Annotated in this window: 22 protein-coding genes; all 22 read left to right on the forward strand. The window is 62.1% G+C overall.

Features of this window, described 5'->3' with window-relative positions; translation table 11 throughout:
- The first annotated feature begins 143 nt into the window (after positions 1 to 143).
- Positions 144 to 1,085 (forward strand): endonuclease/exonuclease/phosphatase family protein, encoded by a 942-nt coding sequence (locus KRR55_RS12560; protein ID WP_217389427.1) that lies wholly within the window; start codon positions 144 to 146, stop codon positions 1,083 to 1,085.
- A 368-nt stretch (positions 1,086 to 1,453) separates the two neighbouring features.
- Positions 1,454 to 1,822 (forward strand): 50S ribosomal protein L14, encoded by a 369-nt coding sequence (gene rplN, locus KRR55_RS12565; RefSeq protein ID WP_071212943.1) that lies wholly within the window; start codon positions 1,454 to 1,456, stop codon positions 1,820 to 1,822.
- Positions 1,823 to 1,824: 2 nt separating this feature from the next.
- On the forward strand, positions 1,825 to 2,169 hold the full coding sequence (gene rplX, locus KRR55_RS12570) for a 50S ribosomal protein L24 (protein WP_071212944.1): 345 nt from the start codon (positions 1,825 to 1,827) through the stop codon (positions 2,167 to 2,169).
- Positions 2,169 to 2,738, forward strand: coding sequence for a 50S ribosomal protein L5 (gene rplE / locus KRR55_RS12575; RefSeq protein ID WP_217389428.1), 570 nt, complete (start codon positions 2,169 to 2,171; stop codon positions 2,736 to 2,738). Before rplX ends, rplE begins: the two co-directional genes overlap by 1 nt.
- Before the next feature lie 62 nt (positions 2,739 to 2,800).
- Positions 2,801 to 3,199 (forward strand): 30S ribosomal protein S8, encoded by a 399-nt coding sequence (gene rpsH / locus KRR55_RS12580; RefSeq protein WP_007271041.1) that lies wholly within the window; start codon positions 2,801 to 2,803, stop codon positions 3,197 to 3,199.
- Between the two features lie 21 nt (positions 3,200 to 3,220).
- Positions 3,221 to 3,757 (forward strand): 50S ribosomal protein L6, encoded by a 537-nt coding sequence (gene rplF / locus KRR55_RS12585; RefSeq protein ID WP_217389429.1) that lies wholly within the window; start codon positions 3,221 to 3,223, stop codon positions 3,755 to 3,757.
- A gap of 2 nt (positions 3,758 to 3,759) precedes the next feature.
- Positions 3,760 to 4,131 carry a 50S ribosomal protein L18 gene (gene rplR, locus KRR55_RS12590; protein ID WP_217389430.1) on the forward strand — a complete coding sequence of 124 codons (372 nt, stop codon included), beginning with the start codon at positions 3,760 to 3,762 and terminating at the stop codon, positions 4,129 to 4,131.
- Between the two features lie 29 nt (positions 4,132 to 4,160).
- Positions 4,161 to 4,841, forward strand: a complete 681-nt coding sequence (rpsE, locus tag KRR55_RS12595; RefSeq protein ID WP_217389522.1) for a 30S ribosomal protein S5 — start codon at positions 4,161 to 4,163, stop codon at positions 4,839 to 4,841.
- A gap of 3 nt (positions 4,842 to 4,844) precedes the next feature.
- Positions 4,845 to 5,051, forward strand: coding sequence for a 50S ribosomal protein L30 (gene rpmD, locus KRR55_RS12600; RefSeq protein ID WP_217389431.1), 207 nt, complete (start codon positions 4,845 to 4,847; stop codon positions 5,049 to 5,051).
- A gap of 2 nt (positions 5,052 to 5,053) precedes the next feature.
- Positions 5,054 to 5,509 carry a 50S ribosomal protein L15 gene (rplO, locus tag KRR55_RS12605; RefSeq protein WP_217389432.1) on the forward strand — a complete coding sequence of 152 codons (456 nt, stop codon included), beginning with the start codon at positions 5,054 to 5,056 and terminating at the stop codon, positions 5,507 to 5,509.
- 257 nt (positions 5,510 to 5,766) lie between these two features.
- Positions 5,767 to 7,101 carry a preprotein translocase subunit SecY gene (gene secY, locus KRR55_RS12610; protein ID WP_418888839.1) on the forward strand — a complete coding sequence of 445 codons (1,335 nt, stop codon included), beginning with the start codon at positions 5,767 to 5,769 and terminating at the stop codon, positions 7,099 to 7,101.
- Positions 7,098 to 7,670, forward strand: a complete 573-nt coding sequence (locus KRR55_RS12615; protein ID WP_217389434.1) for an adenylate kinase — start codon at positions 7,098 to 7,100, stop codon at positions 7,668 to 7,670. Before secY ends, KRR55_RS12615 begins: the two co-directional genes overlap by 4 nt.
- 107 nt (positions 7,671 to 7,777) lie before the next feature.
- Positions 7,778 to 8,608, forward strand: coding sequence for a type I methionyl aminopeptidase (gene map, locus KRR55_RS12620; protein WP_217389435.1), 831 nt, complete (start codon positions 7,778 to 7,780; stop codon positions 8,606 to 8,608).
- Positions 8,609 to 8,838: 230 nt separating this feature from the next.
- A complete protein-coding gene (gene infA / locus KRR55_RS12625; RefSeq protein ID WP_068731548.1) occupies positions 8,839 to 9,060 on the forward strand; it encodes a translation initiation factor IF-1 in 222 nt (73 codons plus the stop codon).
- A gap of 83 nt (positions 9,061 to 9,143) precedes the next feature.
- Positions 9,144 to 9,257: a 50S ribosomal protein L36 gene (rpmJ, locus tag KRR55_RS12630; protein ID WP_013349661.1), complete on the forward strand. Its 114-nt coding sequence runs from the start codon at positions 9,144 to 9,146 to the stop codon at positions 9,255 to 9,257.
- Positions 9,258 to 9,407: 150 nt separating this feature from the next.
- The gene (gene rpsM / locus KRR55_RS12635) at positions 9,408 to 9,782 is read left to right on the forward strand and encodes a 30S ribosomal protein S13 (protein ID WP_071212955.1); all 375 of its coding nucleotides are present in this window, start codon (positions 9,408 to 9,410) and stop codon (positions 9,780 to 9,782) included.
- Between the two features lie 43 nt (positions 9,783 to 9,825).
- Complete coding sequence (gene rpsK, locus KRR55_RS12640) at positions 9,826 to 10,227, forward strand: 30S ribosomal protein S11 (protein ID WP_217389436.1); 402 nt, start codon at positions 9,826 to 9,828, stop codon at positions 10,225 to 10,227.
- 173 nt (positions 10,228 to 10,400) lie between these two features.
- Positions 10,401 to 11,408: a DNA-directed RNA polymerase subunit alpha gene (locus KRR55_RS12645; protein WP_217389437.1), complete on the forward strand. Its 1,008-nt coding sequence runs from the start codon at positions 10,401 to 10,403 to the stop codon at positions 11,406 to 11,408.
- A 93-nt stretch (positions 11,409 to 11,501) separates the two neighbouring features.
- Complete coding sequence (rplQ, locus tag KRR55_RS12650; protein ID WP_217389438.1) at positions 11,502 to 12,014, forward strand: 50S ribosomal protein L17; 513 nt, start codon at positions 11,502 to 11,504, stop codon at positions 12,012 to 12,014.
- 171 nt (positions 12,015 to 12,185) lie between these two features.
- Positions 12,186 to 13,139, forward strand: coding sequence for a tRNA pseudouridine(38-40) synthase TruA (truA, locus tag KRR55_RS12655; RefSeq protein WP_217389439.1), 954 nt, complete (start codon positions 12,186 to 12,188; stop codon positions 13,137 to 13,139).
- 327 nt (positions 13,140 to 13,466) lie between these two features.
- Positions 13,467 to 13,910: a 50S ribosomal protein L13 gene (gene rplM, locus KRR55_RS12660; protein WP_071212959.1), complete on the forward strand. Its 444-nt coding sequence runs from the start codon at positions 13,467 to 13,469 to the stop codon at positions 13,908 to 13,910.
- 36 nt (positions 13,911 to 13,946) lie between these two features.
- Entirely contained in the window at positions 13,947 to 14,447 is a 501-nt protein-coding gene (rpsI, locus tag KRR55_RS12665) for a 30S ribosomal protein S9 (protein WP_217389440.1), read from the forward strand.
- The last annotated feature ends 44 nt before the right edge of the window (positions 14,448 to 14,491 follow it).

Consider the following 14,491-nt stretch of genomic DNA (forward strand, 5'->3'; position numbering starts at 1 on the left):
GGGTGTTTTGCTTTTCCGACCAGGTCACGCAGGTAGCATGGGTGGCCGGGGGAGAGCCGGAGCCGTCGCCGCAGCGACGTAGTTGCATGAACGGGGGACCACCAATGGCAAGGGACCGGACGGGGGAGTCGTCGGATCTGCGTGTGCCGCTGTCGCGGAGCCTGCTGGCGGTATCAGTTCCCGGGGTGTTCCTGGCCGTGTTGCCGCACCTGTCGATCGGCTCCTCCGGGATCCTGGCGGTGCTCCAGGCGCTACTGCCGTTGCTGTTTCTCGCGACCCTGGGGCTGTGCGTGGTGCTGGCGTTCCGCCGCTACTTCGCCCAGGCCGTGGTGCTCCTGGTCCTTGCCGCTACGTCAATGGTTCCGGTTCTCGCGCCGTCAGCCGGAACGACGTGCAGCCCGGGTGCGCCGCTGACGGTGGTGTCACTCAATGCCGGGCGCGGCCACGCCGATGCGTCGTCTCTCGCGGCGGTGATCGGTGAATCGGACCCGGACATTCTTGTGCTTGTCGAAGCCGGCGAGCCGCTGCTCAAGGCGCTGGAGGCCGAAATCCCGGGCTGGGCCTACGTCCACCGGACCGGCGAGGTGTTCACCGGCGGCAGCGTTGACACCGTGATCCTCTCCGGGCACCCGCTGCGCGAGGAAGCGCCGGCGGTGCTGCAATCGCAGGGCGCACTCTTCGATGCGCCGGTGGCCGTCATAGATCATCCGGAGGCAGGGCGAATTCGGGTGGCGGGGATCCACCCGGCGCCGCCGACCCACGCACCGTCGTCCTGGGCGGGTTCCCTGCGCCGCCTCGCTGCCTGGAAAGAGGAACACGCGGGCATGCCGCTGGTCATGGCGGGGGACTTCAACGCCACGACCGCGCACCCCCACTTCCGGACGCTGGCCGCGGGCCTCGTCGATGCCTCCCCGGCGTGGGGGCCATGGGCGGCAGGCACCTGGCCCGCCGATTCGGCCGTTCCGGCATTCGCGGGCATCGACCACGTCCTGGCGCGCGGGCTCGCGGTGCGCGCCGCCGAACGCTTTTCCGTACCCGGCACCGACCACCACGGCATCGTCGCGCACCTGTCTTCCTGCCGGTGACCGGCAGCCCGCGATGGGTGCCGGATCCAGGGGGTTCGTGTGAGCAACGACCCCCGGTTTCCCCTTAGCACACGGTTTCGGGATCGCGCATCTTTGCGGTAGACTTTATTTTCTGTGCGCGTTATGTATGGGGACTATCCACCTCCTGCCTGACGCATAGTGCGGCCGGACGGTTTTTTACGGGCCCGAAAGTCGTGCGGCATAGCTCTGAGCCTAAGCCTCGGCCCTGCTTCCCCAGCATCATGTTGTTGCGCACTCGTGCGTTGCGAACAGCGGTGTATGGAGGTGGGGGTAAGCAGAAGCTGAGATGGACCATATCCGTTCCGCAAGGCTCCCTAGGAGAACCAGCGAGACGACAGGAGTAAAAAGTGATTCAGCAGGAATCGCGACTGAAGGTTGCCGACAACACCGGTGCTAAGGAAATCCTTACCATTCGTGTTCTCGGTGGCTCTGGCCGTCGCTATGCAGGCATCGGCGACGTAATCGTCGCCACCGTCAAGGATGCAATCCCGGGCGGAAACGTAAAGAAGGGTGACGTCGTCAAGGCTGTCATCGTTCGCACCAAGAAGGAACGTCGCCGCGTCGACGGTTCCTACATCAAGTTCGACGAGAACGCAGCTGTCATCCTCAAGGCTGACGGCGAGCCCCGCGGTACCCGTATTTTCGGTCCGGTGGGTCGTGAACTTCGCGACAAGAAGTTCATGAAGATCGTTTCCCTGGCTCCGGAGGTACTGTAACCATGGGTGCAAAGATTAAGAAGGGTGACCTCGTTCAGGTCATCGCCGGTTCCGACCGCAACAAGCAGGGCAAGGTGCTGAAGGTATTCCCGGCAGCACAGCGCGTTCTTGTTGAGGGCGTCAACCGCGTCACCAAGCACACCAAGGCCGGCCAGACCGAGCGTGGCACGCAGACCGGTGGCATTGAGGTCGTTGAGGCCCCGATGCACATCTCGAATGTCGCAATCGTTGACCCGGAAACCAAGAAGCCGACCCGCGTTGGCTTCCGCGAGGAAACCGTGGAGAAGAACGGCGTGTCCAAGACCGTCCGTGTTCGCTTCGCCAAGTCTTCCGGAAAGGCACTGTAATGACTGAAGCAGCTGTGAACATCCAGCCTCGCCTTAAGGCCAAGTACAACGCCGAAATCCGCGAAACCCTGACGAACGAGTTCAACTACGCCAACCCGATGCAGGTCCCGGGCCTGGTCAAGGTTGTTGTGAACATGGGTGTCGGCGAAGCCGCCAAGGACTCCAAGCTCATCGAAGGCGCAGTTCGCGACCTCACCGCCATCACCGGCCAGAAGCCGTTGGTTACCAAGGCACGCAAGTCGATCGCACAGTTCAAGCTGCGCGAAGGCATGCCCATTGGTACCCACGCCACTCTGCGCGGAGATCGCATGTGGGAATTCGTGGACCGTTTGGTTACGCTGGCACTGCCGCGTATCCGTGACTTCCGTGGCCTGAGCCCGAAGCAGTTCGACGGCAACGGCAACTACACCTTCGGTCTCACGGAACAGTCCATGTTCCACGAAATCGATGTTGATTCCATCGACCGCGTTCGCGGCATGGACATCACCGTAGTGACCACCGCGAAGACCGACGACGAAGGCCGCGCCTTGCTCAAGGCCCTGGGCTTCCCGTTCAAGACCGCCAACTAGATCAACTACGTTGCAGGTCCGCGCTTGCGCGGAAACCGTAGCGAGGAAGGGCAGAAGCCCAAATGACAATGACAGATCCTGTCGCAGATATGCTGACTCGTCTGCGCAACGCCAACTCGGCTTACCACGACACGGTTTCCATGCCGTCGTCCAAGCTGAAGGTACGCGTTGCCCAGATCCTGAAGGAACAGGGCTACATCGCCTCGTTCGTTGAGGAAGCAGCAGAGGTTGGCAAGAAGCTGACCATCACCCTGAAGTTCGGCCCGAGCCGCGAGCGTTCAATCGCTGGCGTTCGCCGTATTTCGAAGCCGGGCCTGCGTGTATACGCAAAGTCCACCAACTTGCCGCACGTCCTTGGTGGCCTCGGCATTGCAATCCTGTCCACGTCCTCCGGTCTGCTTACCGACCGCCAGGCAGCCAAGAAGGGTGTAGGTGGGGAAGTCCTCGCCTACGTCTGGTAACGGGAAAGGGAGAAAGAAACCATGTCACGTATTGGACGTCTTCCGATCACTGTTCCTGCCGGCGTCGAGCTCAAGATTGATGGCGACGTTGTCTCCGTCAAGGGCTCCAAGGGCGAACTGACCCACACCGTACCCAGCCCGATTGCAGTGGTTCTCGAAGAGAACACCGTAACCGTGTCGCGCCCGAACGACGAGCGCGATTCGCGTTCGCTGCACGGCCTGACCCGCACCCTGATCGAGAACATGATCATCGGTGTCACCGCTGGCTACGAAAAGAAGCTCGAAATCCACGGTACCGGTTACCGCGTTGTGGCAAAGGGTTCGAACCTTGAGTTCGCCCTGGGCTACTCGCACCCGGTGGTTGTCGAAGCTCCCGAGGGCATTGCCTTCGCGCTCGACGGCAACACCAAGATCACCGTCTCGGGTATCAACAAGCAGCAGGTTGGCGAAGTTTCCGCCAACATCCGCAAGCTCCGCAAGCCTGACCCGTACAAGGGCAAGGGTGTTCGGTACGCTGGCGAAATCATCCGCCGCAAGGTCGGAAAGGCTGGTAAGTAACCATGGCTCTGGGAATCAAGGGTAAGAGCAAGGCAGCCGCACGCGGCCGCCGCCACTTGCGCGTCCGTAAGCGCATCACCGGCACCGAGGTGCGTCCGCGCCTGGTCGTCAACCGCTCGGCACGCCACATCTTCGTCCAGATCGTAGACGACAGCAAGGGCATCACCGTTGCCTACGCGTCGACGATGGAAGCCGACTTGCGCGCATTCGATGGTGACAAGACCGCCAAGGCCAAGCGCATTGGCGAGCTCGTCGCTGAGCGCGCCAAGGCTGCAGGCATCGAATCCGTGGTCTTCGACCGCGGCGGCAACAAGTACCACGGTCGCGTGGCTGCTGTTGCTGACGGTGCACGCGAAGGTGGGCTGGCACTGTGAGCGAAGCAACTAACAAGAAGGAAACTCAGGTGTCTGAAGCTACTGAGGCAGCCTCGACTGCTGCTGCTCCTGCCACGGACAAGGCCGGCGCCGCTCGCGGCGAAGGCCGTGGACGCGGCGGCGAAGGCCGTGGACGTGGCGAGGGTCGTGGCCGTGGCCGCGACTCGAAGGACAGCCGCAACGAAGACAAGGACAAGTTCCTTGAGCGCGTTGTAGCAATCAACCGCGTATCCAAGGTCGTCAAGGGTGGTCGTCGCTTCAGCTTCACCGCACTTGTCGTCGTGGGTGACGGCAACGGTCTCGTTGGCGTCGGCTACGGCAAGGCCAAGGAAGTTCCGGCAGCTATCGCCAAGGGCGTTGAAGAAGCCAAGAAGTCCTTCTTCCGCGTTCCCCGCGTCGGCACCACCATCCCGCACCTGGTGCAGGGTGAAGCCGCTGCCGGCGTCGTTCTCCTCCGTCCGGCCGCCCCGGGTACCGGCGTTATCGCCGGTGGTCCGGTTCGCGCCGTCCTGGAATGCGCTGGCATCCACGATGTTCTGTCGAAGTCCATGGGCTCGACCAACCAGATCAACATTGTTCACGGCACCGTTGCCGCGCTGAAGGCCCTTGAAGAGCCTGCAGCCGTTGCAGCCCGCCGTGGACTGCCGTTGGACGAGGTTGTCTCGGCTCAGATGCTGCGCAACATCCAGAACCAGAAGGCAGGTGCGTAAGTAGTGGCGAAGAATTTTGTCCCTAGCGACGCAAATCTGGCAATCACCCAGATCAGGTCCATCATTGGTGTAAAGCAGAACCAGCGCGATACCCTTCGCTCGCTTGGCTTGAAGCGCATCGGACACACCGTGTTCCGTACCGCTGATGCAGTGACCGTTGGCATGATCAACACGGTTCCGCACCTCGTAAAGGTTGAGGAGGCGAAGTAATCATGGCTGAAAAAGAAAACGCACTGAAGGTACACCACCTGCGTCCGGCCGAAGGTTCCAAGAAGGCCAAGACCCGTGTGGGTCGTGGTGAGGGATCCAAGGGTAAGACCGCGGGTCGCGGTATGAAGGGCACCAAGGCGCGCTACCAGGTCAAGGCCGGCTTCGCCGGTGGCCAGTTGCCGCTGCACATGCGCCTTCCGAAGCTTCGCGGCTTCAAGAACCCGTTCCGCGTCGAGTTCCAGGTTGTTAACCTGGACAAGATCTCGGAGCTGTTCCCCGAAGGTGGCGAAGTCACCGTTGAGGCACTGATCGCGAAGGGCGCCGTTCGCAAGAACGAGCCCGTCAAGGTCCTTGGCTCGGGCGAACTGACCGTCAAGGTCGACGTAAAGGTCAACGCCTTCTCGTCCTCCGCAGCGGAAAAGATCGTCGCAGCCGGCGGCTCTGCAGTAGAGCTCTAAGCTACGTGATCTCTTGATCACACAGTGAGAAGGGGTGGACCCGGGAATTCGCATTGCGGATTCCCGGGACCACCCCTTTTTTCTTCCTTCCTCACAGCCCTGGGACGGCCGGCATCCACTGGACGCCGAGAACGCGATCCCGGGGTGCCTCCCCGCTGAATATATCGATCAGCCGGGAAATGATTACAGTCTTTGCCGCGGCGCATTTGGCGAGTAACGCTGACCACCCGCTAGAATCGATAGGTCAACCCCCGGGTATGCCGGGCCACCATCACTCAGGAGGACGCTTGTTCGCCGCCATTGCCCGGGTATTCCGGACGCCTGACCTGCGACGCAAGTTGTTGTTCACGCTCGCCATCATCGCGATCTACCGCGTGGGTGTCTATATCCCTGCTCCCGGTGTGGACTACTCGAACGTCCAGCAGTGCCTAGCCGCGGGTAACACCACCGGCGGGCTGTACCAGTTCGTGAACCTGTTCAGTGGCGGTGCGCTGCTGCAGGTCTCGATCTTCGCCATGGGCATCATGCCGTACATCACGGCCTCGATCATCATCCAGCTGCTGCGCGTGGTGATCCCTCGCTTCGAGGAGCTGCACAAGGAAGGCCAGTCCGGGCAGGCGATCCTGACCCAGTACACCCGGTACCTGACCATCGCGCTGGGCCTGCTTCAGGCCACCACGCTGGTTTCCCTGGCACGCAGCGGGATGCTTTTCCCCTCCTGCCAGCTGCCGATCGTCCCGGATGACAGCCTGTGGGTCATCGTGCTGATGATCTTCACTCTTACCGCCGGAACCGGCCTGATCATGTGGATGGGCGAACTGGCCACCGAGCGCGGCGTCGGCAACGGCATGTCGCTGCTGATCTTCGTCTCCATCGCCTCGGGCTTCCCCTCGGCCATGGGCGCCATCGCCACCTCGCAGGGCTGGGGCGTCTTCATCGGCGTCATCCTCATCGGCCTCGCCGTGATTGCCCTGGTTGTCTTCGTGGAACAGTCCCAGCGCCGCATCCCGGTGCAGTACGCCAAGCGGATGATCGGGCGCCGCACCGTCGGCGGGACCTCGACCTACATCCCGATCAAGGTCAACATGGCCGGGGTCATCCCGGTGATCTTCGCGTCCTCGATGCTGGCGCTGCCGACCATGCTGGTCTCGTTCAACACGCGCGCCGACGGCACGCTGCCGGACTGGGCCCTGTGGGTGCAGACGAACTTCTCCGGTTCCTCCCCGCTCTACATGGTGGCCTACACGCTGCTGACCATCGGATTCACCTACTTCTACGTCGCGATCACGTTCAACCCGACCGAGGTTGCCGACAACATGAAGCAGTACGGCGGATTCATCCCGGGCATCCGCGCCGGACGCCCCACGGCCGAGTACCTCGAGTACGTCCTCAGCCGCATCACGTTCCCCGGTGCCATTTACCTGGCATTCGTGGCCCTGATTCCGTTGATCGCCTTCGTGCTGATCAACGCCGATCAGAACTTCCCATTTGGCGGCACCTCGATCCTCATCATGGTTGGTGTGGGTCTTGAGACCGTCAAGCAAATCAACGCACAAATGCAGCAGCGACACTACGAAGGACTTCTGCGATGACAAGACTGTTGATCATTGGACCACCCGGCGCCGGCAAGGGCACCCAGGCGGACCGCATCTCCGAGCGCCTCAACGTTGTGGCCATCTCCACCGGTGACATCTTCCGCGCCAACGTCAAGGGCGGCACCCCGCTGGGCGTCGAGGCCAAGAAGTACATCGACGCCGGCAACTTCGTTCCCGACTCGGTCACCAACTCGATGGTCCGCGACCGCCTGTCCCAGGACGACGTCAAGGACGGCTTCCTGCTGGACGGCTACCCGCGCACCAGCGCCCAGGTCGACGAGCTGGACTCGATCCTGGCCGACGCCGGGGTGGAACTCGACGCAGTGCTGCAGCTGACCGCCGACGACGACGAACTCGTCGCCCGCCTGCTCAAGCGCGCGGAGATCGAGGGCCGCGCCGATGACAACGAAGAGGTCATCCGCCACCGCCTGGGCCTGTACCACGAGGAAACCGCAGTCGTGGTCAACCGCTACCAAGAGCGCGGCATCGTGCGCCTGGTCGACGGCATCGGTGAAATCGACGAAGTCACCAACCGCGTCATGGACGCGCTGGGACAGAACGTCTAAGTAGCTTGCACACGCGCAAACCGCGGGGATCGGCACACCAGTGCCTGCATCCCCGCGGTTTTTGCGCTAACGACGCAGAGAAAATTCCTTGAAAGGGGAACCACACCATGGCTTTCGGCCAACCCAAAATCGAGTACAAGACCAACCAGCAGATCCTGAAGATGCGTGAAGCCGGTTTGGTGCTGGCCGAGGCATTGGACGAGGCAGTGGCAGCCGCACAGATCGGCGTGACCACCGCGCACGTCGACGAGGTCTTTGCCTCGGTGCTCGAACGCCATGGCGCAAAGTCCAACTTCAAGGGCTACCACGGCTTCCCCGCCACCATCTGCGCCTCCGTCAACGACGAGGTCGTCCACGGCTTCCCCAGCCAGTACGAGCTCAAGGACGGGGACGTGCTGAAGATCGACGGCGGAGCCATCATCGACGGCTGGCACGCCGACTCGGCACGCACCGTCATCCTGGGCACCGCCGACCCGGAAGACCAGCGCCTGTCCGACATCACCCAGGAAGCCATGTGGCGGGGGATCGCCGCCCTGGCAGAAGCCCGCTTCGTGGGCCAGATCGGCGATGCCATCGACGACTTCGTCTCCGGCGTGCCGGGCAAGCCGCTGGGCATCCTGGAGGACTACGTGGGCCACGGCATCGGTTCGGAAATGCACCAGGCCCCGGACGTGCTCAACTACCGCACCGGGCACCGCGGGCCCCGGGTGAAGCCGGGCCTGTGCCTGGCCATCGAACCGATGCTGGTGCGCGGGGGACTTGAGACCAAGGTGCTCGAGGACGACTGGACCGTCGTCACCGTTGACGGCGCCCGCGCCTCGCAGTGGGAGCACTCGGTTGCCGTTCACATGGGCGGCATCTGGGTGCTCACGGCCCATGACGGGGGAGTGGCGGGCCTCGCCCCCTTCGGCGTAACGCCTTCCCCGATCGTTTCCTGATGTTCCGTGCAGCGCCCGCGCGCGGGCGCTGCACGGAAAAATGTGGTGGATCTAACAAATCGAGCCGGTCAAGGGATTTCCCTTTAAGCCTCCCAGCGCGTAGGCTTGACTGTTGGTTGTCTGTTCCTTGGTGCCCAAAAGCTCGCGCTTAGGGTGCCTCTGTTATTGATGGCCAAGACCATAAACCTGTCGGTGGCAAAAGCCGCCGGCAACAAAAGTTAGCGGAGGATATGGCCAAGAAAGAGGGTGTCATCGAGGTAGAAGGCACCGTGTCAGAGGCACTGCCCAATGCGATGTTCCGTGTTGAGCTGCCCAACGGGCACGTTGTACTTGCAACTATCTCGGGAAAGATGCGTCAGCACTACATTCGAATCCTCCCTGAGGATCGCGTAGTGGTGGAACTCAGTCCGTATGACCTCAACCGCGGACGTATCGTTTACCGCTACAAGTAAAGATTTTTGTTCTCCTTCCCTTGGGACGGGCGACAAAGGAATTTACGCTCCACTTGAAACCGCAACCGCAAAAGGACAAAGCCTTGAAGGTTAACCCTAGCGTGAAGCCGATCTGCGATAAGTGCAAGGTGATCCGTCGTAATGGCGTGGTCATGGTGATCTGCGAAAACCCACGCCACAAGCAGCGTCAGGGCTAATTTCCCTCACGGGAAATCCTGCGCGTAGTAAAAGTAATTGGCAGCACAGCATCCACCGCGCGATGCATACCCACGGCACGGAGGCCGTGGACTGGGAACACCCAGGAATGTGCTGCTTTAGACCTCCGCACATCGAAAGGTAGACAGCATATGGCTCGTCTAGCTGGCGTAGACATCCCGCGCGAAAAGCGCGTGATCATTGCGCTCACCTACATTTACGGCGTGGGCAAGACCCGTGCAGAACAGACCATCGCCGAGACCGGGATCAACCCGGACACTCGCGTGAAGGATCTGACCGACGCTGAGCTGGTTCAGCTGCGTGACTTCATTGAAGGCAGCTTCAAGGTTGAGGGTGACCTCCGCCGTGAAGTGGCAGCTGACATTCGCCGCAAGGTTGAGATCGGCTCCTACGAAGGCATCCGCCACCGCAAGGGCCTGCCGGTCCGCGGTCAGCGCACCAAGACCAACGCTCGTACCCGCAAGGGCCCGAAGCGCACCGTCGCCGGTAAGAAGAAGACCCGCTAAATCTAGCGGTCGTCACTAAGCCAATTTTCTCGTAGGAGTAAGCATGCCCCCCAAGACTCGTGGAGCGGTCCGCAAGCCGCGTCGCAAGGACAAAAAGAATATCGCGCTCGGACAGGCGCACATCAAGAGCACCTTTAACAACACCATCGTTTCCATCACGGATCCGAACGGTGCTGTAATCTCGTGGGCCTCGGCCGGCGAGGTTGGCTTCAAGGGCTCGCGTAAGTCGACTCCGTACGCCGCACAGATGGCCGCCGAGGCCGCTGCAAAGCGCGCACAGGAGCACGGCCTTCGCAAGGTTGACGTTTTCGTCAAGGGCCCGGGCTCGGGACGCGAAACCGCGATCCGCTCGCTGCAGGCTGCTGGCCTTGAGGTCGGGTCCATCCAGGACGTTTCCCCAAGCGCTCACAACGGCTGCCGCCCGCCAAAGCGTCGCCGCGTCTAAAAATGACTGTCTGGCTTTGATGCCGCCGCGTCTTTCTCCCGCAAGGGAGTTGGGCGCGGCGGCATGATCGCCACGGCTAGCCAGACCGAACCAGACGAACGCCGACGAGGCATACGTCGTTTCCACCCCCTGTGTTGCGTCATATAGCGGACGCTCGCTGAAAGGAAATGTAAGTGCTCATTGCACAGCGCCCTACCCTGACCGAAGAAGTCGTAGCGGAGAACCGCTCCCGTTTCGTAATTGAACCGTTGGAGCCAGGCTTCGGCTACACCCTGGGCAACTCGCTTCGCCGTACCCTTCTCTCCTCCATTCCTGGTGCAGCTGTCACCAGTGTGCGGATCGACGGCGTACTGCACGAGTTCACCACCGTAGCCGGTGTGAAGGAAGACGTCACCGAGCTGATTCTGAACATCAAGAATCTCTCTGTGTCCTCCGAACATGACGAGCCGGTCGTCGCCTACCTGCGCAAGCAGGGCCCGGGCGTCGTCACCGCAGCCGACATCACCCCGCCAGCCGGCGTGGAATTCCACAACCCGGACCTGCACATCGCGACGTTGAACGCGAAGGGCAAGTTCGACATGGAACTGACCATCGAGCGTGGCCGCGGCTATGTTTCTGCAGCGCAGAACAAGAACGTGGACGCCGAGATCGGTCGCATCCCTGTGGATTCGATCTACTCGCCGGTACTCAAGGTGACCTTCCGCGTGGAGGCCACCCGTGTCGAGCAGCGCACCGACTTTGACAAGCTCATCGTCGATGTCGAGACCAAGGATTCGATGGCCCCGCGCGATGCAGTTGCATCTGCCGGCACCACCCTGGTTGAACTGTTCGGACTGGCTCGCGAGCTGAACACCGCCGCTGAAGGCATCGAGATCGGCCCGTCCCCGACGGACGCCGCCCTCGCAGCCGACATGGCGTTGCCGATCGAGGACCTCGAACTGACCGTTCGCTCGTACAACTGCCTCAAGCGTGAGGGCATCCACTCCGTGGGTGAACTCGTTGCACGCTCCGAGGCCGACCTGATGGACATCCGTAACTTCGGTGCGAAGTCCATCGACGAGGTCAAGGCGAAGCTGATCGATTTGGGTCTGGCCCTGAAGGATTCCCCTCCGGGCTTCGATCTTGCAGCACGTGCCGCCGCCATTGGCGACGATGACGTCTACGGTGACGAAGAAGTCTAAGACTTCTTGGCCCACCAGCTATAGAACTTAAACCTTTGCGCCCGGGATCCCCCGGGGCACCGGGCGCAAAGGCCACCATAATAGGAGAACACTATGCCTACCCCTCCCAAGGGTCCGCGTCTCGGCGGCAGCGCAGCTCACGAGCGTTTGATGCTCGCGAACCTGTCCGCGCAGCTGTTCGAGAACAAGTCCATCACCACCACGCTGACCAAGGCCAAGCGCCTTCGTCCGCACGCAGAGCGCCTGATCACCTTCGCCAAGCGCGGAGACCTGGCCTCGCGTCGCCGCGTCCAGGCAGTCATTGCCTCGCGCAGCCGCACCAACAAGTCGATCGTTCACGAGCTGTTCGAGAACATCGCACCGCTCATGGCCGAGCGCCCGGGCGGCTACACCCGCATCACCAAGATCGGCAACCGCAAGGGCGACAACGCTCCGATGGCTGTCATCGAATTGGTCATGGAGCCGGTTTCCCCGAAGCAGGCCGTTGTGAAGGAAGCCGAGAAGGCTGCCGCAGTGGCTGCTCCGGTTGAAGAGGTCGTTGAGACCGAAGCAACCGAAGCTGCAGAGGTTGTAGAGACCGAAGCCGCAGAGGAGAACAAGGCCTAGTCCTTGTTTCCTCGGCAAGAGCTGAAACGTTGGCCCGGTGCACTTATGCACCGGGCCAACGTTTTAAGTACTGAAGACCCCCGCGACGGGCCCGCCCGCGGCCGCTCGCAATTTCGGGGGGAGGACCGCTCCCGTGACAAGTGGAGCAGGCCACCGAATGAGGACCGTGAGATGAATACTTCCGCCTTTGACGCCCAGCACCCCGGTCTCGCGCCGGCCGGAAGCGCCGCCGAGCCTGCCACCGTGCGCCTGGCCATCCGCATCGGCTATGACGGAACCGCCTACAACGGCTGGGCGCTGCAGCCGGGCCTGCCCACCGTGCAGGGAGTGCTCGAAGCCGCCCTGGCCATGCTCATCCGCCGCGACATCCGCACCGTCGTGGCCGGACGCACGGACGCCGGGGTGCATGCCCGGAACCAGATCGCGCATTTCGACCTGACGCCGACCGAGGTTGCGGGCCTGGCCCGAGGAGCGAACATCGAACCCGGCTTTGCCCTGCTTCGCCGGCTGCGCGGTGTACTCGGCCGCGAACACGGTGCCATCCTGGTCCACGACGTCTGGATCGCCCCCGACGGGTTCGACGCACGCTTTTCCGCACTCTGGCGCCGCTACTCCTACCGCATCGCCGACGGACCTGCACGCTTCGATCCGCTGACCCGCGCCTTCACCATGTGGCACAAGACGGACCTGGATGTCGATTTGCTGAACGCGGAGGCCTCAAGCCTGCTCGGACGCCACGACTTCCTCTCCTTCTGCAAGCCGCGCGAGCATGCCACCACCATCCGCACGCTGACGGAATTCGAGTTCGACCGTGATGCCGAGGGCATCATCGTGGCGCACCTGAAGGCCGACGCTTTTTGCCACAACATGGTCAGGGCCATGATCGGTGCCTGCATCAAGGTCGGGGACGGGCGCGAGGTCCCGGGGTGGGTGGCGATGCGCTTGGAGGAAGCCGTGCGCGATTCCCGGATCATGCTTGCAGACCCGCGGGCACTGGTCCTGGAGGAAGTCGCCTATCCTCTTGATGCGCACGAGATCGCCAGGCGCGCGGAATTGACGCGCACCCGTCGCACGCCGCATGAGATCACCAAGGACCTGCCGGAATTGCGCGGAATCGACCTGTAGTCCGGGGGAATGCGGCGCAATACACTGGCATAAGTCGTCCTGTCGGCAGGCTCACTTCAGGCGCTTTGGCGGTGTCGGGGTTAATCCGATAGACTATGGGCTGTTGTGCGTGTCCTTTGTTCGACACAACCTTCTCCGCGTGACGGCTCAGTTGCAGAGCCACTGGTCTGCTGGGATTGCGAACATTCATGGACGGCCGGTCTTTTCAGTCCTCACCTGGCGAACTGGTTACAGCGCATCGAACACAGCACATCTACAACAGTGGATCTCACAGCCGCTGCTTGGAACTGTGCTTGACCAGTAACCAATAAAACAAAGGCAATTACAGTGCGTACGTTCACTCCAAAGCCGGCTGACCAGACCCGCCAGTGGCACATCATTGATGCCACCGACGTTGTACTTGGTCGCCTCGCCGTCCAGGCCGCAACCCTGCTGCGCGGCAAGCACAAGGCTACCTTCGCCCCCCACATGGACATGGGCGATCACGTCATCATCATCAACGCCGAGAAGGTTGCCCTCACCGGCGCCAAGCTCGAAAACAAGCGCGCCTACCGTCACTCGGGTTTCCCGGGCGGCCTGAAGTCCGTGACCTACGCCGAGCTTCTTGAAAAGAACCCGGTCCAGGCCGTGGAGAAGGCCATCAAGGGCATGCTCCCGAAGAACTCGCTGGCTGCAGATCAGCTGTCCAAGTTGAAGGTCTACCGCGGTGCCGAGCACCCGCACGCTGCACAGCAGCCGCAGACCTTCGAAATCACCCAGGTCGCGCAGTAGCGCTGGGCCCCGAGAACAAGACTTTAGGAGATTATCGTGGCTCAGAACACTGAAGAGATCACTGAATTCGAGGGTGAAGCTCCGACTTCGTACACCTCGGAGACCGTTGCCGTTGAGGCAGAAGCCGTCAAGGAACGTCCGGCACTGACCGTTGCAGGCGCAGCAGTTGGCCGCCGCAAGCAGGCAATTGCCCGCGTGCGCGTCGTCCCAGGTACCGGCAAGTGGACCCTCAACGGTCGCACCCTGGAAAACTACTTCCCGAACAAGCTGCACCAGCAGGATGTCAACGAACCGTTCAAGCTCCTCGAGCTCGACGGCGCCTACGACGTTCTTGCACGCATCCACGGTGGCGGCCCCTCGGGCCAGGCCGGTGCGTTGCGCCTGGGCATTGCCCGTTCGCTGAACGAAATCGACCGCGACAACAACCGTGCAGCCCTCAAGAAGGCCGGCTACTTGACTCGTGACGCCCGCGTCATCGAGCGCAAGAAGGCTGGTCTCAAGAAGGCCCGCAAGGCTTCGCAGTTCTCCAAGCGCTAAATCGCTTGCACCGACCCCCTGGGGGTCGGAAACCAGGGGCCCCG

Origin of the sequence: Paeniglutamicibacter quisquiliarum (assembly GCF_019084045.1) — a bacterium.
GTDB lineage: Bacteria > Actinomycetota > Actinomycetes > Actinomycetales > Micrococcaceae > Paeniglutamicibacter > Paeniglutamicibacter quisquiliarum.

Bases quoted from the DNA above. Each gene is read 5' to 3' on its own strand.
- map (WP_217389435.1), top strand. From the start codon at position 7,778: ATGGCTTTCGGCCAACCCAAAATCGAGTACAAGACCAACCAGCAGATC.
- rplX (WP_071212944.1), top strand. From the start codon at position 1,825: ATGGGTGCAAAGATTAAGAAGGGTGACCTCGTTCAGGTCATCGCCGGT.
- truA (WP_217389439.1), top strand. From the start codon at position 12,186: ATGAATACTTCCGCCTTTGACGCCCAGCACCCCGGTCTCGCGCCGGCC.
- secY (WP_418888839.1), top strand. From the start codon at position 5,767: ATGCCGGGCCACCATCACTCAGGAGGACGCTTGTTCGCCGCCATTGCC.
- infA (WP_068731548.1), top strand. From the start codon at position 8,839: ATGGCCAAGAAAGAGGGTGTCATCGAGGTAGAAGGCACCGTGTCAGAG.
- rplO (WP_217389432.1), top strand. From the start codon at position 5,054: ATGGCTGAAAAAGAAAACGCACTGAAGGTACACCACCTGCGTCCGGCC.
- rpsH (WP_007271041.1), top strand. From the start codon at position 2,801: ATGACAATGACAGATCCTGTCGCAGATATGCTGACTCGTCTGCGCAAC.
- rplR (WP_217389430.1), top strand. From the start codon at position 3,760: ATGGCTCTGGGAATCAAGGGTAAGAGCAAGGCAGCCGCACGCGGCCGC.
- rpsM (WP_071212955.1), top strand. From the start codon at position 9,408: ATGGCTCGTCTAGCTGGCGTAGACATCCCGCGCGAAAAGCGCGTGATC.
- rplF (WP_217389429.1), top strand. From the start codon at position 3,221: ATGTCACGTATTGGACGTCTTCCGATCACTGTTCCTGCCGGCGTCGAG.
- rplE (WP_217389428.1), top strand. From the start codon at position 2,169: ATGACTGAAGCAGCTGTGAACATCCAGCCTCGCCTTAAGGCCAAGTAC.
- KRR55_RS12615 (WP_217389434.1), top strand. From the start codon at position 7,098: ATGACAAGACTGTTGATCATTGGACCACCCGGCGCCGGCAAGGGCACC.
- rpsK (WP_217389436.1), top strand. From the start codon at position 9,826: ATGCCCCCCAAGACTCGTGGAGCGGTCCGCAAGCCGCGTCGCAAGGAC.
- rplQ (WP_217389438.1), top strand. From the start codon at position 11,502: ATGCCTACCCCTCCCAAGGGTCCGCGTCTCGGCGGCAGCGCAGCTCAC.